The following is a 21,580-nucleotide window of genomic DNA, read 5'->3' as shown; positions in this document are numbered from 1 at the left end:
TTCGACCCCAATCCTTTTGCGGGTGTTGTTATTCATGCGCTTTCGCGATGTCTGCGGGCCTCGTTACCGACGGCCGCAGACGCGAAGAGGGGCGGCACTATACCTAGGCGAGCGTGATCCGTCTGCACGGGGCGATTAAAGGTTTCAGCCAAGCTGTTGCAGGCAAGGAGGGTTTGCAGGGCGATATTGGAGTTTTTATGGGCGTCATTTCACAACCTTGAGGCAAAAAAAAGGGCCTGAAGAACGAGCCTTCAGGCCCTCAAAAGGTGAGAGGTGTCTAGTCCCTCAACCTGGTGAGCGGTGCATCAAACGCTTAGGCCTTCAGCGGGACCAAACGTGGGGCAATCATGTTTTCGGGGCGCAGGATGTCGTCGAGCATGGCGTCGTCGAGCAAGCCTTCTTCGCGCACCAGTTCCAGCACGCCGCGGCCGCTTTCGAGGGCGATACGCGCAATGCGGGTGGCGTTTTCATAGCCGATGTACGGGTTCAGCGCGGTGACCAGGCCGATGGAGTGTTCCACCAGCTCGCGGCAACGGGCTTCGTTGGCGGTAATGCCGACGATGCAGTGTTCGCGCAGCATGTCCATGGCGCGTTGCAGCAGGCGGATCGAGTCGAAGATCTTGAAAGCGATCAGCGGCTCCATCACGTTCAACTGCAGTTGGCCGCCTTCGGCTGCCATGGTCAGCGCCAAGTCGTTACCGATAACCTGGAACGCTACCTGGTTCACGGCTTCCGGGATCACCGGGTTAACCTTGCCGGGCATAATCGAGCTGCCTGGCTGGCGTGCCGGCAGGTTGATCTCGTTGATGCCGGTGCGTGGGCCGCTGGACAGCAGGCGCAGGTCGTTGCAGATCTTCGACAGCTTCACCGCAGTACGTTTGAGCATGCCGGAAAACAGCACGAAAGCGCCCATGTCGGAGGTGGCTTCGATCAAGTCGGCAGCCGGAACCAGCGGCTGGCCGCTGATCAGCGCCAGGCGTTGTACGGCCAGGGCTTGGTAACGTGGGTCGGCGTTGATGCCGGTGCCGATGGCGGTGCCGCCCAGGTTCACTTCGGTCAGCAGCTCTGGCGCCAGGGTTTTCAGGCGTGCCAGGTCTTCACCCAGGGTGGTGGCGAAGGCGCGGAATTCCTGGCCGAGGGTCATCGGCACAGCGTCTTGCAATTGGGTGCGACCCATTTTCAGCACGTGACCGAACTCGACGCCTTTGGCGGCGAATGCCTGGATCAGGCTGTCGAGGCTGGCCAGCAGCGCGTCATGGCCCAGCAGCAGACCCAGGCGGATCGCGGTTGGGTAGGCGTCGTTGGTCGACTGCGCCATGTTCACGTCGTTGTTAGGGTGCAGGTACTGGTACTCGCCCTTGTTGTGGCCCATGGCCTCCAACGCGATGTTGGCGATGACTTCGTTGGCATTCATATTGGTTGAAGTGCCAGCGCCGCCTTGAATCATGTCCACCACGAACTCTTCGTGGAAATCGCCGCGGATCAGACGGGCACAAGCCTCGCTGATGGCAGCGTGCTTGGCTTCGCTGAGCTGGCCCAACTCGCGGTTGGCATCAGCGGCTGCTTGCTTGACCATTGCCAGGCCGACCACCAATTTCGGGTAATGCGAAATCGGAACGCCCGAGAGGCGGAAGTTGTTCACCGCTCGCAGGGTCTGGATGCCGTAATACGCTTGAGCCGGTACTTCGAGTACGCCAAGCAGGTCTTTTTCTGTGCGGAATGATGCAGCGGAGGACATGACGGAAATCATCTCGATATGGACCCGGAACAGGCCGGAACGCTGCGAATGCTAGGCTTGTAGAAGTTTTTGGGCCAATGCTGTTAAGCACTGGCCTATGCACAAACGGCATAATGTAGGTGTGACCCGGTTATCATGGCGGGCGTGTGTGCCAAAATGGTGCATACCCGTGGGAGGAAGTGATGAACCTTGAGAGCAAATGGCTGGAAGACTTCAGCGCCCTGGCGGCGACCCGCAGCTTTTCCCAGGCGGCGGAGCGGCGCTTTGTCACCCAGCCGGCCTTCAGTCGACGTATTCGCAGCCTGGAAGCGGCGCTGGGGCTGACTCTGGTCAATCGCTCACGCACACCGGTGGAGCTGACGGCGGCGGGGCAATTGTTTCTGGTCACCGCGCGCACGGTGGTCGAACAGCTCGGTGAAGTATTGCGCCATTTGCATCACCTGGAAGGCGGGCAAGGGGAGGTCATGCAAGTCGCGGCTGCCCACTCCTTGGCGCTGGGCTTCTTCCCCCGTTGGATCGCGCAACTGCGCAACGAAGGTTTGAACATCGCCACGCGATTGGTTGCCACTAACGTCGGTGACGCCGTGCACGCGCTGCGCGAAGGTGGCTGCGACTTGATGCTCGCGTTCTACGACCCGGACGCGGCCATGCAGATGGACGCCGAGATCTTTCCCTCGCTGCACCTGGGCAACACCGAGATGCTCCCAGTGTGCGCCGCCGACGCCGACGGCAAACCGCTGTTCGACCTGGAAGGTGAGGGCAGCGTGCCGTTGCTGGCCTACAGTGCCGGTGCGTTCCTGGGGCGCTCGGTGAATTTGCTGCTGCGCCAGAGGGCTCTGCGCTTTACTACCGTGTACGAAACCGCCATGGCCGACAGCCTCAAGAGCATGGCGCTGGAAGGGCTGGGTATCGCCTGGGTGCCACAATTGAGCGTGCGCGCGGAACTGGCCCGTGGCGAACTGGTGGTGTGCGGCGGCCCGCAATGGCATGTGCCGCTGGAGATTCGTCTGTATCGCTGCGCGTTGGTGCGCAAGGCGAACGTACGGTTGCTGTGGCGCAAGCTGGAAGGCGGGGCTGCACAAAACACCTGAGCGCAATGAAGATCAACTGTGGGAGCTGGCTTGCCTGCGATGCAGGCACCTCGGTACATCAGCCATAGTGAGGTGATGCTATCGCAGGCAAGCCAGCTCCCACATTGACCCCTTTCCCAGGGGAAATTTGCGCTGGTTTCGCTGACTCGGAAGTCAATAAAACCGCCACTTTGCGCCGTAAGACAGATGGTCATTCCAGGGGCTGTTTATCTGGATTATTACGGTATACTGCGCGGCCTTCGGCCGGTCCAACCGGCCTTAATTCGTACACCAAGCCACGCCGGATTTCCCGCGTGGCTTGTTGTTTTTTGACGCGCCTGCGGGCGCCCAGAGAGAAGAGGCACGACGATGAGTGCATTGGTTGGCGTGATCATGGGCTCCAAGTCCGATTGGTCCACCCTTAGCCACACCGCCGATATGCTGGAAAAACTCGGCATTCCGTATGAAGTGAAAGTGGTCTCTGCCCACCGCACCCCGGATTTGCTGTTCCAGTATGCCGATGAAGCAGAATCCCGTGGCATCGAGGTGATCATCGCCGGTGCCGGCGGTGCGGCGCACCTGCCAGGCATGTGTGCGGCCAAGACCCACCTGCCAGTGCTCGGTGTGCCGGTGCAGTCGTCGATGCTCTCGGGCGTGGATTCGCTGTTGTCCATCGTGCAGATGCCGGCCGGTATTCCGGTGGCCACCCTGGCAATCGGCAAGGCCGGCGCGATCAACGCCGCGTTGCTGTCCGCCAGCATCCTGGGTGCCAAGCACCCGCAGTTCCATGCGGTGCTGAAAAAATTCCGTGCTGAGCAGACAGACAGCGTGTTGGACAACCCAGACCCACGTATCGCCTGAAGGTATTGATTGATGAAAATCGGTGTAATCGGTGGCGGCCAACTGGGTCGCATGCTGGCCTTGGCGGGCACCCCGCTGGGGATGAACTTCGCTTTCCTGGACCCGGCGCCGGACGCCTGCGCGGCGGCCCTGGGTGAACACCTGCGCGCTGACTACAGCGACCCGGACCATCTGCGCCAACTGGCCGATGAAGTCGACCTGGTGACCTTCGAATTCGAAAGCGTCCCGGCCGAAACCGTGGCCTTCCTGTCGCAGTTCGTGCCGGTGTACCCGAGCGCCGAAGCCTTGCGCATCGCTCGCGACCGCTGGTTCGAAAAGAGTATGTTCAAGGACCTGGGCATTCCGACCCCGGCCTTCGCCGATATCCAGTCCCAGGCGGACCTGGACGCCGCCGTCGCCAGCATCGGCCTGCCAGCCGTGCTCAAGACCCGCACCCTGGGTTATGACGGCAAGGGCCAGAAAGTCCTGCGCACCGCTGCCGATGTGGTTGGCACCTTTGCCGAACTGGGCAGTGTCGCCTGCCTGCTGGAAGGCTTTGTGCCGTTCACCGGTGAAGTGTCGCTGATCGCCGTGCGTGCCCGTGACGGCGAGACCCGCTTCTACCCGTTGGTGCACAACACCCACGACAGCGGCATCCTCAAGCTGTCTGTGGCCAGCACCGACCACCCGTTGCAGGCCTTGGCCGAAGACTATTCCAGCCGCGTGCTCAAGCAACTGGATTATGTCGGCGTGATGGCGTTCGAGTTCTTTGAAGTCGACGGCGGCCTCAAGGCCAACGAAATCGCTCCGCGCGTACACAACTCCGGGCACTGGACCACCGAAGGCGCCGAGTGCAGCCAGTTCGAAAACCACCTGCGGGCGGTGGCAGGCTTGCCGCTGGGCTCCACGGCCAAGGTCGGCGAGAGCGCCATGCTCAACTTTATCGGTGCAGTGCCACCGGTAGAAAAAGTCATCGCCATTGATGACTGTCACCTGCACCACTACGGCAAGGCTTTCAAAGTCGGGCGTAAGGTTGGCCACGCCAACCTGCGCAGCAAGGACCGTGCGACCCTTGAGGCGCAGATTCTCAAGGTCGAAGCGCTGATCGCCGAGCAATAACCTTGAGGGCGGCGGGAACCATTGGTTATCGCCGCCTCTCTGATTGCAGGACGCTAAAGTCTGACTAGGCTTTTGTGTAGTTCACTTCATTCAGAGGGAAATGCCATGGGTATCATTGGAACCATCTTTATCGGCTTGATCGTCGGCCTGCTGGCGCGCTTCCTCAAGCCTGGCGACGACAGCATGGGCTGGATCATGACCATCCTGCTGGGTATCGCAGGTTCCCTGGTTGCCACCTACGGTGGTCAGGCCCTGGGCATCTACCAGGCGGGTCAAGGCGCGGGCTTCCTCGGCGCGCTGATCGGCGCCATCGTGTTGCTGGTGATCTACGGCCTGCTGAGAAAGAAATGATCTAAGCGACAAAGCCCTCTGCGCTGCGCAGGCGCAGAGGGCTAGAATGCTCGGCATCTGAACTTGCCGAGCTTTTTTCATGCGCCGTCTTTTATTCACACTCCTCCTGTTGGGCTCAGGCCTGGCGCACGCTGGTGAACTGCCGGAAACCGATTGGCTCGACCTGATGCCGCTTTCAGACCAGAAAGCCCTCGAAGCCATGCCCGAGATCGACCACAACTCCCCCGAAGCCCAAGGCACGTTCACCGACAAAGGTGGCTTGAAGCAGAGCAAAGGCTTGCCGGCGGTGATGTACTCGACCAAGACCGTGGCCGCCATGAACGGCAAGAACATCCGCATCGGTGGCTACCCTGTACCGTTGGAAACCGACGCGAAGGGCCGCAGCACCCTGTTTTTCCTGGTGCCGTACCCAGGCGCCTGCATCCACGTACCGCCACCGCCGCCTAACCAGTTGGTGCTGGTGCGTTATCCCAAGGGGCTGAAGCTGGATGATATCTACACGCCGCTGTGGGTGACGGGCACGTTGAAGGTGGAGAAGGTCAACAATGACCTGGCAGATGCGGCGTATGCGCTGGATGCGGGGAAGGTCAGAGTAGTGAAAGAGTCCGATCTCTAGATCATGACGCAGAACCCAATGTGGGAGCGGGCTTGTGTGGGAGCTGGCTTGCCTGCGATAGCATCACCTCGGTGTTACTGATACACCGAGGTGCTTGAATCGCGGGCAAGCCCGGCTCCCACACAAGCCCGCTCCCTCATTTTGATTGGGTTTACAGGGCGATACTGGCGATGCTCACACCCAAGGTATGGCTTTGACCCGGCGCCAGGCTAACCACATCATCCAGCACATTCGCCGTCTCGATGCACAGCATGCCCTGCCAGCCGTCATCGGCCATGTCGTCAAACGCCTTGGCGCGTTCGGTCCACGGGTTCCAGATCACCGTCGAGTTCGAACCCTCGGCGGTCAGTTGGATGCGACGCTGCCAATCGGTATCGACGATATCCAACTGCGCCGGAGTATCCAGGTAGATACGGTCAGTTTCGGCACTGAAGTGCAGCAGGCCGGACTGCTTCTTCTCGGCCCAGCCATCGGCGGTGTCGATATACGCCAGCCCAGCCAGCCCTTCGACCTGCACCTTGCGCACGTCACTCACGGCGAAATACGTGTGCAGCGCCTGGCTGAGTGTCACGGTGTCGGTGCCACGGTTGTGGCTGGTCAGGCGGATGTGCAGTTGATCGTCCAACAGCAGGCTCAGTGTCAGGTCGACCTGATGCGGCCAGCCGGGGAAGCCGCCCTCGGGAACCGGCAGCACCAAATCCACCCGCAGCGCTTGGCCTTCGAGTTCGCTCGCAGCCAGCTCCCACTGTGCCGTGCGCACAAAACCATGGGCGCCGGCCGGTTGCTCGCTCTGGCGCATCGCCTTGACGCTCTGCGGGTTGCGGTCAAACACACCAAACCATGGCCAGCACACCGGCACGCCGGTACGGATGCCCTTGCCTTGCTTGTACACCGCCGCAGGGTTCGGCCAGATCAGCGGCTGTTCGCCCTGGCGCTGGTAACTGAAGATGTGCGCGCCCTGTTGGGCCACCATCAATTCAGCGCCATTGTGGCGAATGCGCCAGCAGTCCAGCTCGTCGATTTTCACAGTTTCAACGTGGGGCACAGGCATACAAAGCACTCTTTATGGCAGGCAATGGGGCAATTGACCGTCAAAACCCGGTGAGGTTTAACGCGCGCGCGACGGTACCGAACGCGTGCGGCCGCTGCCATCGATGGCGACGAACACAAACACCGCCTCGGTGACTTTGCGCCATTCGCTCGACAGCGGGTCGTCGCTCCACACTTCGACCATCATCTGGATCGAGCTGCGGCCGATTTCCAGGGCCTGCGTGTAGAAAGACAGCTGCGCGCCGACGGCCACCGGCACCAGGAACGCCATGCGATCAATCGCTACGGTGGCCACTCGGCCGCCGGCGACCTTGCTGGCCATGGCCGTGCCGGCCAGGTCCATCTGCGCGACCAGCCAGCCGCCGAAGATATCGCCAAACCCGTTTGTTTCACGCGGCAGCGCGGTGATTTGCAAGGCGAGATCGCCTTGCGGGATAGGATCTTCTTGTTCGAGTTCAATCATGCCGAGGGTGCCTCTGACCCGTAACGCTTCATGGGTGTTTCAAGTGGATAGCCGTCTTCTGGAAAAACGTTTCAGCACCAACCTACACCGCTCGATACGTTTCTCGTAAGGCGCACTAAAGGGAAACTCTGCCAAAGCGGCTGGAACCTAACCTGAGGGTCATCCAACAACGTTTTGGCACAGCAGCCCCTCAAGACAGCGGGTTTGGCGCTCGCACGGGCCGAGTATATCGAGACCCTGTGGCGACGACGACCTCCGCAAGCTCATTTGGTCGGCAAATCTGCGCTGTATCGCGGCTTTTTGCAGAAACTGTGCCTATCGCCGGGATTATTTACAGCGCCTGGGCTGTTATTCGGGTCAGCACCTTTGCACGAGAAGCCCGACATGCCCACCGTTCCCGCGAGCGCGGTGCACACTGGCACGGCCTGCTATCGGGGATTGCCTGTGGAACGCGGGCGTCAAGCAACGCTGTGCTTTTGCGGGCGATTTGTTATCGTGCCGAACCGACCCCGGCGCTTGCCGGGGTCTCGCGTTCGCCGTCCTGACAATAAGAGAAGCCTTGCCATGTCCTCCGTGCCTGCAAGCAGTGCGCAACCTTCGCGCCCGCTGACCCGCAACGACTACAAAACCCTGTCGCTGTCTGCCTTGGGCGGGGCGCTGGAATTTTACGACTTCATTATCTTTGTATTTTTCGCCACCGTGGTCGGGAAGCTGTTTTTCCCCGTCGACATGCCTGAATGGCTGCGCATGATGCAGACCTTCGGCATCTTCGCCGCCGGCTACCTGGCACGCCCGCTGGGCGGCATCATCATGGCGCACTTCGGTGACCTGCTGGGCCGCAAGAAAATGTTCACCCTGAGCATCTTCATGATGGCCGTGCCGACCCTGATCATGGGCCTGCTGCCGACCTACGCACAGATCGGCCTGTGGGCGCCGCTATTGTTGCTGCTGATGCGCGTCATCCAGGGCGCCGCCATTGGCGGCGAAGTACCGGGCGCCTGGGTGTTTGTTTCCGAACACGTGCCGCCGCGCCACATCGGCTATGCCTGCGGCACCCTGACCAGCGGCCTCACCGCCGGTATTTTGCTGGGCTCGCTGGTGGCCACCGCCATCAACACCCTCTATACCCCGGAGCAGGTCTCGGATTACGCGTGGCGTATCCCGTTCCTGCTGGGCGGTGTGTTCGGCCTGCTGTCGGTTTACTTGCGCCGGTGGTTGCACGAAACACCGATCTTCGCCGAGATGCAGCAGCGCAAAACCCTGGCTGCCGAGCTGCCGTTGCGCGCGGTATTGCGTGACCACCGCGGTGCCATTGTGCTGTCGATGCTGCTGACGTGGTTGCTGTCGGCGGGTGTGGTTGTGGTCATCTTGATGACCCCGACCGTGCTGCAAACCGTCTACCACTTCAGCCCGACGGTTGCGCTGCAAGCCAACAGCCTGGCGATCGTTACGCTGAGCCTGGGCTGCATCGCCTCCGGCGCGCTGGCTGACCGTTTTGGTGCTGGTCGCGTTTTGGTCACCGGTTGCGCGTTGCTGCTGGCCACCTCCTGGACGCTGTATCACAGCCTGATGGCTCACCCGGACTGGTTGTTCCCGCTGTACGCATTGACCGGCCTGTTTGTGGGCACCATCGGTGTAGTGCCTTACGTGATGGTGAAAGCATTCCCGCCGGTGGTGCGTTTCAGCGGCTTATCGTTCTCCTACAATGTGGCCTATGCCGTATTCGGCGGCCTGACGCCATTGGCGGTATCGCTGCTGATGAAGGAAAGCCCGATGGGTCCTGCTTATTACGTGGCCGTCCTGTGCGTGATGGGGATAGCGGTGGGCGGTTACCTGTGGAAACGCGGACGCTGATATAGCCCTGTGGCGAGGGAGCTTGCGCCCGCTGGGTCGCGTAGCGGCCCCAGGCATGGGACTGCTGTGCAGTCCAACGGGAGCAAGCTCCCTCGCCACAGGTTTTTGCGTTCACCAACGATTACAGAGTGTTTCTGAAACACCGCTTAAAGCGCTTCAACCTCCCCGCAAGCCCCGGGTTTATTGCACTTTCCCCTTTCTGTCAGGTTTTTCATAAATACTGGCCTTTCATCTAATTGTCATATTCCAGACATAGAGTGTTCACACGGCCTACCGATACTTGGCCCCGATCCAACTATCCCTATCTGCTAGGAGCAAGGCATGAAACTGAAACGTTTGATGGCGGCAATGACTTTTGTCGCTGCTGGCGTTGCGACCGCCAACGCGGTGGCCGCTGGTGTTGATCCGGCAATCCCGGCTTACGTTAAGACCACTGGTGTGTCGGGCAACTTGTCCAGCGTCGGTTCCGATACCCTGGCTAACCTGATGACCCTGTGGGCTGAGGGTTACAAAAAGGAATACCCGAACGTCAACATCCAGATTCAGGCTGCCGGCTCCGCCACTGCACCTCCTGCGCTGACTGAAGGCACCTCCAACCTGGGCCCGATGAGCCGCAAAATGAAGGACACCGAACTGGCGGCCTTCGAGCAGAAGTACGGTTACAAGCCAACCGCTATCCCGGTTGCCGTGGATGCCCTGGCCGTGTTCGTACACAAGGACAACCCGATCCAGCACCTGACCATGGAACAAGTCGACGCGATCTTCTCCTCGACGCGTCTGTGCGGTGCTAAAGCCGACGTTAAAACCTGGGGCGACCTGGGTGTGACCGGCGACCTGGCCAACAAGCCGGTTCAGCTGTTTGGTCGTAACTCGGTATCCGGCACCTACGGCTACTTCAAAGAAGAAGCCCTGTGCAAAGGCGACTACAAGCCAAACGTCAACGAACAACCTGGCTCGGCTTCGGTCGTGCAGTCGATCAGCTCCTCGCTGAACGGCATTGGTTACTCGGGCATCGGCTACAAGACCGCCAGCGTGAAGACCGTGGCCCTGGCCAAGAAAGGCAGCACTGACTTCATCGAAGACAGCGAAGAAAACGCCCTGAACGGCAAATACCCGCTGTCGCGCTTCCTCTACGTGTACGTCAACAAAGCCCCGAACAAGCCTTTGGCCCCGCTGGAAGCTGAGTTCGTGAAGCTGGTTCTGTCCAAACAGGGCCAGGAAGTGGTCGTCAAAGACGGCTACATCCCACTGCCGGCTAAAGTGGCCGCCAAGGCCCTGGCTGACCTGGGTTTGAAAGAAGGCAACTAAGCCTGCAATACCTGGTGTAGCAGCGGGCCCTGTGGAAGCGGGCTTGCTGTGGCGAGGGAGCTTGCTCCCGTTCGACTGCGTAGCAGTCGCAAGCCTTGGGGGCGCTTCGCACCCCAGCGCAAGCAAGCTTGCTCGCCACAGTAATCCCTTGCTCCTTTAACCCGCCTACACCCCTAATTTTTTAGTCCGCTGCCAGCCCTGCTACGCGGCGGATTTCTTGCGTCACTGCATTGTCATCTTTCTGTCATACAGGATCGCTAGGGTGTGCGCATGAATGATCTGGCCAATTCCACCATGACGACGACTTCTCCCCCCAAGCGTATTGATTTCAATACGCCTGAGCTGCAACGCAAGCGCCGTATTCGCGCGCTCAAGGATCGCCTGACCCGCTGGTACGTGTTGATCGGCGGCCTCGCCGTGCTCGGCGCCATCACCCTGATCTTCTTCTTCCTGGCTTATGTAGTTGCGCCTTTGTTCCAGGGTGCCTCGCTGACCAAGGAAGACGCGCTGACACCCGCCTGGATGCAGGATGCCGGCAAGCCGCTGATGATCTCCCTGGAAGAACAGAACCAAGTCGCCATGCGGGTTTCCGACAAGGGCCAGGCGCTGTTCTTTGATGTGAGCACCGGCGCCGAGCTCAAGCGTGTCGACCTGCCATTGCCTGCGGGCACCACTGTGGCCTCGATCGGCAAAGACCAGCCCGGCAGCCCGTTAGTGATCCTCGGTTTGTCCAATGGCCAGTCCCTGGTGTTCCGCCACACTTATAAAGTGTCGTACCCGGACGGCAAAAAGACCATTACGCCGGCCATTGAGTACCCTTACGGCGAAACGCCCATCGTCCTCGACGAGCTGGGCCGCCCGCTGGAGCACGTCGCCCTTAACGCCACCGATTCATCGCTGGTGGTTGCAGGCTCCGCGGGTTCGTTCTTGAACGTACTGAGCCTGAGCCGCGAAGAAAACATGATGACCGGTGAAGTCACCAGCGAGCAGAAGCGCATCGAGCTGCCGCAAATGACCGAACCGGTGAAGGCGATTTTCGTCGACCCACGCCAACAGTGGCTGTATGTGGTCAATGGCCGCGCCCTCGCCGACGTCTTCAACTTGCGCGATAACAGCCTCAACGGTCGCTACAAACTGCTGGAAGACGGCAACGCCGAAATCACCGCCAGCACCCAGTTGGTGGGCGGTATTTCGCTGATCGTCGGTAATTCCAAGGGCGGCCTGGCCCAGTGGTTCATGGCCCGTGACCCGGACGGCGAGCAACGCCTGAAGCAGATTCGCACCTTCCAGATGGGCACCGCGCCTATCGTGGAAATCACCGCCGAGGAGCGTCGCAAAGGCTTCACCGCCCTGGACGCGTCCGGCAAGTTCGGCGTGTTCCACAGCACCGCGCACCGCACCCTGCTGGTCGACCCTGTGGTGGATGGCCAAGGCCTGTTCGGCATGTCGCCTCGCGCCAACCGCGTGATCGTCGAAGCCGGCGGCAAGCTGCAACCGCTGCTGCTCGACAACCCGCACCCGGAAGTGTCCTGGAGCGCGCTGTGGAGCAAGGTCTGGTACGAAAACTACGACGAGCCTAAGTACGTCTGGCAATCGACCGCCGCCAACACCGACTTCGAACCCAAAATGAGTTTGGCCCCGCTGACCTTCGGTACCCTGAAGGCTGCGTTCTACGCCATGCTGCTGGCCGCGCCCCTGGCGGTGGCTGCGGCCATCTACACCGCTTACTTCATGGCCCCGAGCCTGCGCCGCAAGGTCAAGCCGGTGATCGAACTGATGGAAGCAATGCCGACGGTGATCCTCGGCTTCTTCGCCGGCCTGTTCCTGGCACCGTATGTGGAAGGGCACTTGCCGGGCATTTTCAGCCTGCTGATGTTGCTGCCGATTGGCATCCTGGTCGCCGGTTTTGTCTTCAGCCGTTTGCCTGAGTCGATCCGCCTGCGTGTTCCGGATGGCTGGGAAAGCGCGATCCTGATTCCGGTGATCCTGTTTGTGGGCTGGCTCTCGCTGTACATGAGCCCATACCTGGAAACCTGGTTCTTCGGCGGCGACATGCGCATGTGGATCTCCCACGACCTGGGCATCACTTACGACCAGCGCAACGCACTGGTAGTCGGTCTGGCCATGGGTTTTGCGGTAATCCCGAACATCTACTCCATCGCAGAAGACGCCGTGTTCAGCGTGCCGCGCGGCCTCACTCTGGGCTCGTTGGCCCTGGGTGCCACGCCGTGGCAGACCATGACCCGCGTGGTGATCCTGACCGCCAGCCCAGGCATCTTCTCCGCACTGATGATCGGCATGGGCCGCGCCGTGGGTGAAACCATGATCGTGCTGATGGCCACCGGTAACACCCCGGTGATGGAGATGAACCTGTTCGAGGGCCTGCGCACATTGGCGGCCAACGTTGCGGTGGAGATGCCCGAGTCGGAAGTCGGTGGCAGTCACTACCGCGTGCTGTTCCTCTCGGCGCTGGTGCTGCTGCTGTTCACCTTCATCATGAACACCCTCGCCGAGCTGATCCGTCAGCGTCTGCGCAAGAAATACTCGTCGCTTTAAGAAAGGTAGAAGTCTGTGAAACAGAACTCCCTGAATGGATGGTTCAAGAGCGGCGCCCCCGGCGTCTGGATCAGCGGTGGCGCGGTGTCCATTGCGGTCATCATGACCATTGGTTTGCTGGCCGTGATTGCCGTGCGTGGTCTGGGCCACTTCTGGCCGGCCGACCTGATCCAGGCCAACTACAGCGTGCCTGGCCAGGAAAACCATATCGTCATCGGCGAAGTGGTGCAGAAGGAAGAAGTGCCGCGCGAGCGCCTCAAAAGCGCGGGCCTGCCGGTGCCGGACCAAGGCCCGGAATTCATGACCCGCGAGCTGATCAAGGTCGGTAACCGCGACTTGAATGGCAACGACTTCACCTGGATCGTCGGCGAGTGGCTGAAAGACCAGACCACACCGAAGAACCTGATGGCCATCGAACGTCGTGAGTGGGGCAACTTCTACGGCACCCTGGTCAACGTCAAGCAGGACGGCAAGGTGATCGCCGAAGGCGAAGCCGCATGGCCGGAGCTGCAAGCCCGCGTTGATCGTGTGAACAAGTTGGCGGCCCAGCTCAAGAGCCTTGAGAAAACCGACATCGGCGCGATCAACGCAGGCCTGGAACGCATCCGCCTGCACGGCCGCAAGCTGGAGCTGGAAGGCAAGCTCGACGCTGCCGCCCAGGCCGACATGGACTCCGGCCGCGCCGAATTGAATGCCCGTTACCAGGACATCGAAGCACGCCTGGCCGACCTGCACACCCAGTTCAACCGCGACAGCCTCACGGCCCGCGACGGCAACGGCAAAGAAATCGAAATCGGCATCGGCAAAGTGGTGCACGCCTACCAGCCTAACGCTATGGGCACCCTGACCAAGGTGGGTTTCTACTTCAGCAAGGTCTGGGAATTCTTGAGCGATGACCCACGGGAAGCCAACACCGAAGGCGGGATCTTCCCGGCCATCTTCGGCACCGTGATGATGACCCTGATCATGGCGATGATCGTGACCCCGTTCGGCGTGCTGGCGGCGGTGTACCTGCGTGAATACGCCAAGCAGAACACCCTGACCCGCATTATCCGTATCGCGGTGAACAACCTGGCCGGTGTACCGGCCATCGTTTACGGCGTGTTCGGCCTGGGCTTCTTTGTGTATGTACTGGGCGGCTCGGTTGACCGCCTGTTCTTCGCCGAAGCCCTGCCGGCACCGACTTTCGGTACGCCGGGCCTGTTGTGGGCCTCGCTGACCCTGGCGCTGCTGGCAGTGCCGGTGGTGATCGTGGCCACCGAAGAAGGCTTGGCGCGGATTCCTCGTACCGTGCGTGAAGGTTCCCTGGCACTCGGCGCAACCAAGGCGGAAACGCTGTGGAAGATCGTGCTGCCGATGGCCAGCCCGGCGATGATGACCGGCATGATCCTCGCCGTGGCTCGCGCCGCCGGTGAAGTGGCGCCGCTGATGCTGGTGGGTGTGGTCAAGCTGGCACCGTCGCTGCCGCTGGACGGCAACTACCCGTACCTGCACCTGGACCAGAAGATCATGCACCTGGGCTTCCATATTTATGACGTCGGTTTCCAGAGCCCCAACGTCGAAGCGGCACGCCCGCTGGTGTACGCCACCGCGCTGCTGCTGGTGCTGGTGATCGCCACGCTGAACTTGTCGGCCGTGTGGATTCGTAACCACCTGCGCGAAAAATACAAGGCGCTGGACAGTTAATTGAAGTGAGCGCGGACTAAATGTGGGAGCGGGCTTGCTCGCGAAAGCGGTGTATCAGAAACACATGTGCTGACTGACATACCGCTTTCGCGAGCAAGCCCGCTCCCACACGGAACCGCGCCAGACACAGATTTTTAGTAAGCCGCCAGCCGATCCAGAAGCCTGCGGTTCAACACAACGAATTGGTAGCACAGGGAGCATCCCATGCAACATGAAACCCACACCCACGGCATCAACATGTCGGCCCTGGGTCGCGACAAGCAGAGCCTGAGCCTGGCCCAGGAAACCGTGGCCATCGAAGTGCCGGGCCTGAGCCTGTACTACGGTGAAAAGCAGGCGCTGTTCGATGTCAGCATGAACATCCCCAAGCAGCGCGTGACCGCCTTTATCGGCCCGTCCGGCTGCGGCAAGTCCACACTGCTGCGCACCTTCAACCGCATGAACGACCTGGTTGACGGTTGCCGCGTCGAAGGCGCGATCAACCTGTACGGCAGCAACATCTATCGCAAAGGCGAGGACGTGGCCGAGCTGCGTCGCCGCGTGGGCATGGTGTTCCAGAAGCCGAACCCGTTTCCCAAGACCATCTACGAAAACGTGGTCTACGGCTTGCGCATCCAGGGCATCAACAAAAAACGCATTCTCGACGAAGCCGTCGAGTGGGCCTTGAAAGGCGCGGCGTTGTGGGACGAAGTCAAAGACCGCCTGCATGAATCGGCACTCGGCCTGTCCGGCGGCCAGCAGCAGCGTCTGGTGATCGCCCGCACCATCGCCGTGGAGCCGGAAGTGTTGCTGCTCGACGAACCCTGCTCGGCACTCGACCCGATCTCGACGCTGAAAGTCGAAGAGCTGATCTACGAGCTGAAATCCAAGTTCACCATCGTCATCGTGACCCACAACATGCAACAGGCGGCGCGGGTTTCGGACTACACCGCGTTCATGTACATGGGCAAGTTGGTGGAGTTCGGCGACACCGACACCTTGTTCACCAACCCGGCGAAGAAGCAGACCGAAGACTACATTACCGGTCGTTACGGCTAGTACGCGGTGGTTCTGATTGCACTGAATGCTGCGGTTCTCCGCACCTTACCGGACGTTCCAAGGACGCCAACATGATTAGCAAAGAAGGCCTTACCCACCATATCTCCGCGCAGTTCAACGCCGAGCTTGAGGAAGTGCGCAGCCACCTCCTGGCGATGGGCGGGCTGGTGGAGAAGCAAGTCAACGATGCGGTCACCGCGCTGATCGAGGCCGACTCGGGCCTGGCCCAGCAAGTGCGCGAGATCGATGACCAGATCAATCAGATGGAACGCAACATCGACGAAGAATGCCTGCGCATTCTGGCCCGCCGCCAGCCGGCGGCCTCCGACCTGCGTTTGATCATCAGCATCTCCAAGTCGGTGATCGACCTGGAGCGCATCGGCGACGAAGCCACCAAAATCGCCCGCCGCGCTATCCAGCTGTGCGAAGAAGGCGAAGCGCCACGCGGTTACGTGGAAGTGCGCCACATCGGCGACCAGGTGCGCAACATGGTGCGCGATGCGCTGGATGCGTTCGCCCGCTTCGACGCCGAACTGGCGTTGTCGGTGGCGCAATACGACAAGACCATCGACCGCGAATACAAGACCGCACTGCGCGAGCTGGCCACCTACATGATGGAAGACCCGCGCTCTATCTCGCGGGTCTTGAACATCATCTGGGTGCTGCGTTCCCTGGAACGCATTGGCGACCACGCGCGCAACATCTCGGAATTGGTGATTTATCTGGTGCGCGGCACCGACGTGCGGCACATGGGCCTCAAGCGCATGAAAGCCGAAGTTGAAGGCACTGCTGATCAAATCCCTAATGTTCCGGGCGAATCTGACGATAAGTAAGGTTGCCCGAGAGATTAACGCCCGGCCTTTGGTCGGGCGTTTTCGTTTGCGGCATCTGAATTTTTTTGCACAGCAGGAGCAATAAAGTCCTTCTGTGACCAGCGAGTTTTGGCAAAATGCCATCAGTCAGGCGTTTTGCGTGCCGAAGTTTTAATAGGATGAAGGGTCGATGAGTAAAGTCAGTGTATTGGTGGTGGACGACGCCTCGTTTATCCGCGATTTGGTGAAGAAGTGCCTGCGCAACTACTTCCCAGGCATCAAGATTGAAGACGCGGTGAACGGCAAAAAGGCGCAATCCATCCTGATGCGCGAGACCTTCGACCTGGTGCTGTGCGACTGGGAAATGCCCGAGATGTCCGGCCTTGAGCTGTTGACCTGGTGCCGTGAGCAGGCGCACCTGAAGGCCATGCCATTCGTAATGGTGACCAGCCGTGGCGACAAGGAAAACGTGGTGCAGGCCATTCAGGCCGGGGTTTCCGGTTATGTCAGCAAGCCGTTCACCAACGAGCAGTTGCTGAACAAGGTCAAACAGGCTTTGCACAAGATCGGCCGCCTCGACGCCCTTATCGCCAGCGCGCCGACCAAGATGAACTCGGCCTTCGGCAACGACTCCCTCAATGCCTTGACAGGTGGCAAGCCCGAGGCGGCCAAACCGGCGCCGGTAGCTGCGCCGAGCAAAGGCCTGCTCAACAGCCAACCCGTGCAAGCGCCTGCAGCCTCGCCTGCCGGCGGTCGCGGCCAGGGCCAACTGCGGCTTTCCAGCGGCAACCAGCAATGCGTGATCAAGGCGCTGAGCATCAAGGAAGCGCTGCTGGTGGTCCGTCGCGGTGAAGTGCTGCCCCAGGTGCTGGAAAGCGCCGTGCTCGACCTTGAGCAAGGCGAGAACGCCGAAGTCGCGCGCCTCAACGGCTACCTGCACGCCATCGTCGCCTATGAGCCACGGCCTGACAGCGACTGGCTGCAACTGACCTTCCGGTTTATCGACCAGGATGCGCAGAAGCTCGATTACATCTCCCGCCTGATCGCGCGCGGTACGGCGCAGAAGCACTTCGTGCCGGGTGCGTGATCGCCTGAATCAAGGGAATCGACCGACCATCTGATTCCCGCTGGGTCGCTTGATTTATATCTGTTTCGATATAGTCTCTCGATAACGCGTCAGTGTTATCGAGCCTTTGCTATGCCTTGAAACACACCTGCACCGCCTTTGGCTGAGTCGTCGATTAGGCTTCTTCTTTCCAGGAAAGGAGAAACCAATGCCAAGGCACAAGGATGTGGTGTTTTTAGGAAGCTCGCTCAAGGATCTCAAAGAATTCCCTCTCGACGCCCGAAGGGCTGCCGGCTTTCAGTTGGATCTCTTGCAGCAGGGTGAACAGCCTTTTGATTGCAAACCGATGAAGACTACCGGGAGGGGCGTCAGCGAAATTCGGATCACTGACGAATCGGGAGCGTTTCGAGTGTTCTATGTGATTAATCGGCCGGAAGCAGTCTATGTGCTGCACGCGCTGCGCAAAACCACACAGAAAACCGAAGGGCGGGATATCGAACTGGCTCGTGCCAGATTGCAGGAGATAGGTTAAGCCCATGACAGACTCAAAAATTCACACCGAACGTTTCAGCAGCATCTGGGATGCTCTGGAAGACACGCCCCAACAAGCCGCCAATATGCGCCTGCGCTCAAAGTTGTTGTTGGCGTTGTGCAACACCATCCGCAGTTGGGAGCTTTCTCAGAAAGACGCGGCACAAAGGCTGGGTATCAGTCAGCCGCGCTTGAACGACGTGCTCAACGGCAAGATCGACAAGTTTTCCCTCGATGCGCTGGTCAACCTGTCGGCTGCCGCCCGGATGAATGTAGATATCTGCTTTACCGCGCTGCCCGCTTAGAGCTGTCATCAACTCTTGCTAGCCTGCCGTTCAGTCATCCCGGCAGGTACGCCATGGACATCGCCATGCCCGAGGGCACGCCGATCATTGCGGCACGCAGCCGTGCGGTGGTGAAGGCTTCCGAGGCCGGGCTGGTTTCGATTCCCTATGAGTTCAACCAGCCGCTTGGCAAGTTGCCCAACTTTGCGTTGGGCAATTGAGGCGTCAATCCAGCAACAACACCTTGGCCAGTACAATCTTCGGCCCTTTCATTTTCTTGATGATGATGCGCAAACCTTCAACTTCCAGCACTTCCTCCTCTTCCGGCACGCGTTTGAGCGTGTCGTAGATCAAGCCCGCCAGGGTTTCGGCTTCGATGTGGTCCAGGTCCACGCCCAACAGGCGCTCCACCTTGAACAGCGGCGTGTCGCCACGCACCAGCAGTTTGCCTGGCTGATAGGCGAGGATGCCGCGCTCGGCTTTGCGGTGTTCGTCCTGAATATCACCGACCAGCACTTCCAGCACGTCCTCCATGGTCAGGTAGCCGATGACTTTGCCGTCGGCTTCTTCCACCAGGGCGAAGTGCGCACCGCCTTTGCGGAACTGCTCCAGCAGCTGCGACAACGGCATGTGCCGCGATACGCGCTCCAGCGGGCGGGTCAGCTCGGCCAGGTTGAACGACTCGGGGATGTGGTCCAGGGCTGCCAGCTCCAGCAGCAGGTCCTTGATGTGCAGCAGGCCGACAAACTCATTGCGATCGGCGTCATACACCGGGTAGCGGCTGAATTTATGGCGGCGAAACAGCGCGAGGATTTCCTTGAGCGGGGCGTTGAAGTCCAGGGTTACCAGGTCTTCGCGGGAGTTGGCCCAGTCCACCACTTCCAGCTCGCCCATTTCCACGGCCGAAGCCAGTACGCGCATGCCTTGGTCGCTTGGGTCCTGGCCACGGCTGGAGTGCAGGATCAGCTTGAGTTCTTCGCGGCTGTAATGGTGTTCGTGGTGCGGGCCAGGCTCGCCTTGGCCGGCGATACGCAAGATGGCGTTGGCGCTGGCGTTGAGCAGGTAGATCGCCGGGTACATGGCCCAGTAGAACAGGTACAGCGGCACCGCCGTCCACAGCGACAGCAGCTCGGGTTTGCGAATCGCCCAGGACTTGGGGGCCAATTCACCAACCACGATGTGCAGGTAGGAAATCACGAAGAAGGCGGCAAAGAACGACACGCCCTTGATCACTTCAGGCGATTGCACGCCGATGGCGCCCAGCAATGGCTCGAGGATATGCGCGAAGGCCGGTTCACCGACCCAGCCCAGGCCCAGGGAGGCGAGGGTGATACCCAATTGGCAGGCCGACAGATAGGCGTCGAGCTGGCTGTGGACGGTGCGCAGGATCTGCCCGCGCCAGCCGTTCTTGTGGGCGATGGCCTCGACCCGAGTGGCACGCAGTTTGACCATGGCAAATTCCGCCGCAACGAAGAAACCGTTGAGCAGTACCAGGATCAGTGCAAAAAGAATCATGCCGAAATCGGCGAAGAGTGTAGCGAGGGTGATACCAGGGGAAGGGTCCATGATGGGGTTTTGCAGGTTCCGTGTGTTCAATAAGGGGTGACAGACAGGCCCGAAAGGCAGGCGCAAGTCGGCCAATGTAGCGGCTGACGGGGCGCTTGCCTAGTGCCCGCTGCCGGGCGGGGCCTGGAAAGCCTTCTGCCAAACCACACAAATCCAATGTGGGAGCTGGCTTGCCTGCGATAGCGGACCGTCAGTTGACGTATTTTCAGCTGACCCACCGTTATCGCAGGCAAGCCTGCTCCCACACTTGGATTTGCGTTGTTTTCAGCTTATTCATCATTCCCGATCACCCGCGAACGGGTCACCTGCGCCGGCGGAAAATGGCAGGTAAATGTACTGCCATGCCCCAGCACGCTGCTGATCTCCAACCGTGCGCGGTGGCGCAACAGCACGTGTTTGACGATCGCCAGACCCAGCCCGGTGCCGCCGGTGTTGGAGTTGCGGCTGGAATCGACGCGGTAGAAGCGTTCGGTCAGGCGCGGCAGGTGCTTGGCGTCGATACCGATGCCGGAGTCTTGCACGCTCAAGTGCGCGCCGTGCTCGTCGCTCCACCAGCGGATGCGGATATTGCCCTTGTCCTGGGTGTACTTAACAGCGTTGAACACCAGGTTGGAAAACGCGCTGCGCAACTCACCTTCGCTGCCTTTGAGCAATACCTGCGGGTCGGCCTCCAGGGTGATCTGTTGGCCGCGCTCGCCGGACAGCGCCTGGGCGTCATTCTTGATGGTCTGCAACAGGCTTTGCACCGCCACCGGGTGGTTGTCCGAGGGGTAATCGGTGGCTTCCAGTTTGGCCAGCAACAGCAGGTCGTTGAGCAGGGTTTGCATGCGTGAACCCTGCTGCTGCATCTGCTGCAGGGCACGGCTCCAGCGCGGGTTGATCTCGTCGACGTTGTCCAGCAGCGTCTCCAGGTAGCCGCAGATCACCGTCAACGGCGTGCGCAGTTCGTGGGAGACGTTGGCGACGAAGTCTTTGCGCATCTGTTCCAGCTGATGAATGCGGGTCACGTCGCGCACCAGCATCAGGTGTTCGTTGTTGCCGTAACGCGTCAGGTACAGCTGGATGCGCACGCGGTCATTGGTGGGCGAGGGGATTTCCAGGGCTTCTTCGTAGTTGTCCTGCTCGAAGTACTCCTTGAAGCGCGGGTGGCGCACCAGGTTGGTCACCGGCTGGCCGCTGTCCTGGGGCGTCTTGAGGCCCAGCAGGGTCTCGGCGGCGCGGTTCCACCATTCCAGGTTGCCGTCGCTGTCGAGCATGATCACCGCGTCTTTGAGCGCGGCGGTGGATTCCTGTACCCGGTCGATCACCGCCTGCAGGCGCCCGCGAACCCGTTGGTCGCGGCGTTGCAGGTGGTAGATGCTGTCGAACACCTCGCCCCACAGGCCATAGCCGTCGGGTGGTGCTTCGTCGGGTTTGTGCTGGCGCAGCCATTCATGCAGGCGCAGCAATTGTTTGAGGGTCCAGCCCAGGTACAAGCCGATACCGACGGCCAGGCTCCAACCGTAATAACCGCTGATCAAACCCACCACCAGACAACCGGTGATCAACAGAAGCATGTGGCGGATCAGGGTGCCATGCCAGTTCTGGTTCACTTAAACATGCGTCCTTGTCAGCGGTTAAGGAAGGGAAGGG

19 protein-coding genes and 1 pseudogene are annotated in these 21,580 nt (G+C 60.4%); 15 read left to right on the top strand and 5 right to left on the bottom strand.

Features of this window, described 5'->3' with window-relative positions:
- Positions 1-313: 313 nt before the first annotated feature.
- Positions 314-1,738 carry an aspartate ammonia-lyase gene (aspA, locus tag PSH96_RS29020; RefSeq protein WP_017135792.1) on the bottom strand — a complete coding sequence of 475 codons (1,425 nt, stop codon included), beginning with the start codon at positions 1,736-1,738 and terminating at the stop codon, positions 314-316.
- Positions 1,739-1,920: 182 nt separating this feature from the next.
- Here aspA and PSH96_RS29015 point away from each other — a divergent pair, with 182 nt between their 5' ends.
- From PSH96_RS29015 to PSH96_RS28995, 5 genes are all read left to right on the top strand, one after another.
- Complete coding sequence (locus tag PSH96_RS29015; RefSeq protein ID WP_305456669.1) at positions 1,921-2,829, top strand: LysR substrate-binding domain-containing protein; 909 nt, start codon at positions 1,921-1,923, stop codon at positions 2,827-2,829.
- Positions 2,830-3,177: 348 nt separating this feature from the next.
- Complete coding sequence (purE, locus tag PSH96_RS29010) at positions 3,178-3,669, top strand: 5-(carboxyamino)imidazole ribonucleotide mutase (RefSeq protein WP_003195648.1); 492 nt, start codon at positions 3,178-3,180, stop codon at positions 3,667-3,669.
- Positions 3,670-3,681: 12 nt separating this feature from the next.
- A complete protein-coding gene (locus PSH96_RS29005) occupies positions 3,682-4,767 on the top strand; it encodes a 5-(carboxyamino)imidazole ribonucleotide synthase (protein WP_305456667.1) in 1,086 nt (361 codons plus the stop codon).
- A gap of 105 nt (positions 4,768-4,872) precedes the next feature.
- Entirely contained in the window at positions 4,873-5,118 is a 246-nt protein-coding gene (locus tag PSH96_RS29000; RefSeq protein ID WP_015886585.1) for a GlsB/YeaQ/YmgE family stress response membrane protein, read from the top strand.
- A gap of 79 nt (positions 5,119-5,197) precedes the next feature.
- Complete coding sequence (locus PSH96_RS28995) at positions 5,198-5,734, top strand: DUF3299 domain-containing protein (protein ID WP_017135795.1); 537 nt, start codon at positions 5,198-5,200, stop codon at positions 5,732-5,734.
- A 151-nt stretch (positions 5,735-5,885) separates the two neighbouring features.
- On the opposite strand, the gene PSH96_RS28990 is transcribed toward PSH96_RS28995, so the two are convergent.
- Positions 5,886-6,785 (bottom strand): D-hexose-6-phosphate mutarotase, encoded by a 900-nt coding sequence (locus tag PSH96_RS28990; protein WP_305456666.1) that lies wholly within the window; start codon positions 6,783-6,785, stop codon positions 5,886-5,888.
- Between the two features lie 57 nt (positions 6,786-6,842).
- On the bottom strand, positions 6,843-7,247 hold the full coding sequence (locus PSH96_RS28985) for an acyl-CoA thioesterase (RefSeq protein ID WP_003176975.1): 405 nt from the start codon (positions 7,245-7,247) through the stop codon (positions 6,843-6,845).
- A gap of 564 nt (positions 7,248-7,811) precedes the next feature.
- Here PSH96_RS28985 and PSH96_RS28980 point away from each other — a divergent pair.
- The 10 genes and pseudogenes from PSH96_RS28980 to PSH96_RS28935 all read left to right on the top strand — a co-directional run.
- Positions 7,812-9,101, top strand: coding sequence for an MFS transporter (locus tag PSH96_RS28980; RefSeq protein ID WP_219337450.1), 1,290 nt, complete (start codon positions 7,812-7,814; stop codon positions 9,099-9,101).
- 321 nt (positions 9,102-9,422) lie between these two features.
- Positions 9,423-10,409: a phosphate ABC transporter substrate-binding protein PstS gene (locus tag PSH96_RS28975; RefSeq protein WP_017135798.1), complete on the top strand. Its 987-nt coding sequence runs from the start codon at positions 9,423-9,425 to the stop codon at positions 10,407-10,409.
- A 522-nt stretch (positions 10,410-10,931) separates the two neighbouring features.
- Positions 10,932-12,965, top strand: a complete 2,034-nt coding sequence (locus tag PSH96_RS28970) for an ABC transporter permease subunit (protein WP_305460203.1) — start codon at positions 10,932-10,934, stop codon at positions 12,963-12,965.
- A 15-nt stretch (positions 12,966-12,980) separates the two neighbouring features.
- Complete coding sequence (pstA, locus tag PSH96_RS28965) at positions 12,981-14,651, top strand: phosphate ABC transporter permease PstA (protein ID WP_017135800.1); 1,671 nt, start codon at positions 12,981-12,983, stop codon at positions 14,649-14,651.
- A 204-nt stretch (positions 14,652-14,855) separates the two neighbouring features.
- Positions 14,856-15,689, top strand: coding sequence for a phosphate ABC transporter ATP-binding protein PstB (gene pstB, locus PSH96_RS28960; RefSeq protein ID WP_058421111.1), 834 nt, complete (start codon positions 14,856-14,858; stop codon positions 15,687-15,689).
- 71 nt (positions 15,690-15,760) lie between these two features.
- Complete coding sequence (gene phoU / locus PSH96_RS28955; protein WP_053258703.1) at positions 15,761-16,522, top strand: phosphate signaling complex protein PhoU; 762 nt, start codon at positions 15,761-15,763, stop codon at positions 16,520-16,522.
- A gap of 169 nt (positions 16,523-16,691) precedes the next feature.
- Positions 16,692-17,588, top strand: coding sequence for a response regulator (locus tag PSH96_RS28950; RefSeq protein ID WP_056860878.1), 897 nt, complete (start codon positions 16,692-16,694; stop codon positions 17,586-17,588).
- A gap of 187 nt (positions 17,589-17,775) precedes the next feature.
- A complete protein-coding gene (locus PSH96_RS28945; RefSeq protein WP_305456663.1) occupies positions 17,776-18,099 on the top strand; it encodes a type II toxin-antitoxin system RelE/ParE family toxin in 324 nt (107 codons plus the stop codon).
- Positions 18,100-18,103: 4 nt separating this feature from the next.
- Positions 18,104-18,403 (top strand): helix-turn-helix domain-containing protein, encoded by a 300-nt coding sequence (locus PSH96_RS28940; RefSeq protein WP_305456662.1) that lies wholly within the window; start codon positions 18,104-18,106, stop codon positions 18,401-18,403.
- 35 nt (positions 18,404-18,438) lie between these two features.
- Positions 18,439-18,603: pseudogene (locus PSH96_RS28935) on the top strand (hypothetical protein); the annotation flags it as partial.
- A gap of 4 nt (positions 18,604-18,607) precedes the next feature.
- Here PSH96_RS28935 and PSH96_RS28930 read toward each other — a convergent pair.
- Positions 18,608-19,948: a hemolysin family protein gene (locus PSH96_RS28930; protein ID WP_017135804.1), complete on the bottom strand. Its 1,341-nt coding sequence runs from the start codon at positions 19,946-19,948 to the stop codon at positions 18,608-18,610.
- Between the two features lie 269 nt (positions 19,949-20,217).
- Positions 20,218-21,504 (bottom strand): phosphate regulon sensor histidine kinase PhoR, encoded by a 1,287-nt coding sequence (gene phoR / locus PSH96_RS28925; protein WP_256593062.1) that lies wholly within the window; start codon positions 21,502-21,504, stop codon positions 20,218-20,220.
- Positions 21,505-21,580 lie beyond the last annotated feature (76 nt).

The sequence above is a fragment of the Pseudomonas sp. FP2338 genome (assembly GCF_030687515.1).
GTDB lineage: Bacteria > Pseudomonadota > Gammaproteobacteria > Pseudomonadales > Pseudomonadaceae > Aquipseudomonas > Aquipseudomonas salomonii.
Note: the sequence above shows the minus strand (reverse complement) of the source record. Positions and strands in the feature narration are given on the sequence as shown.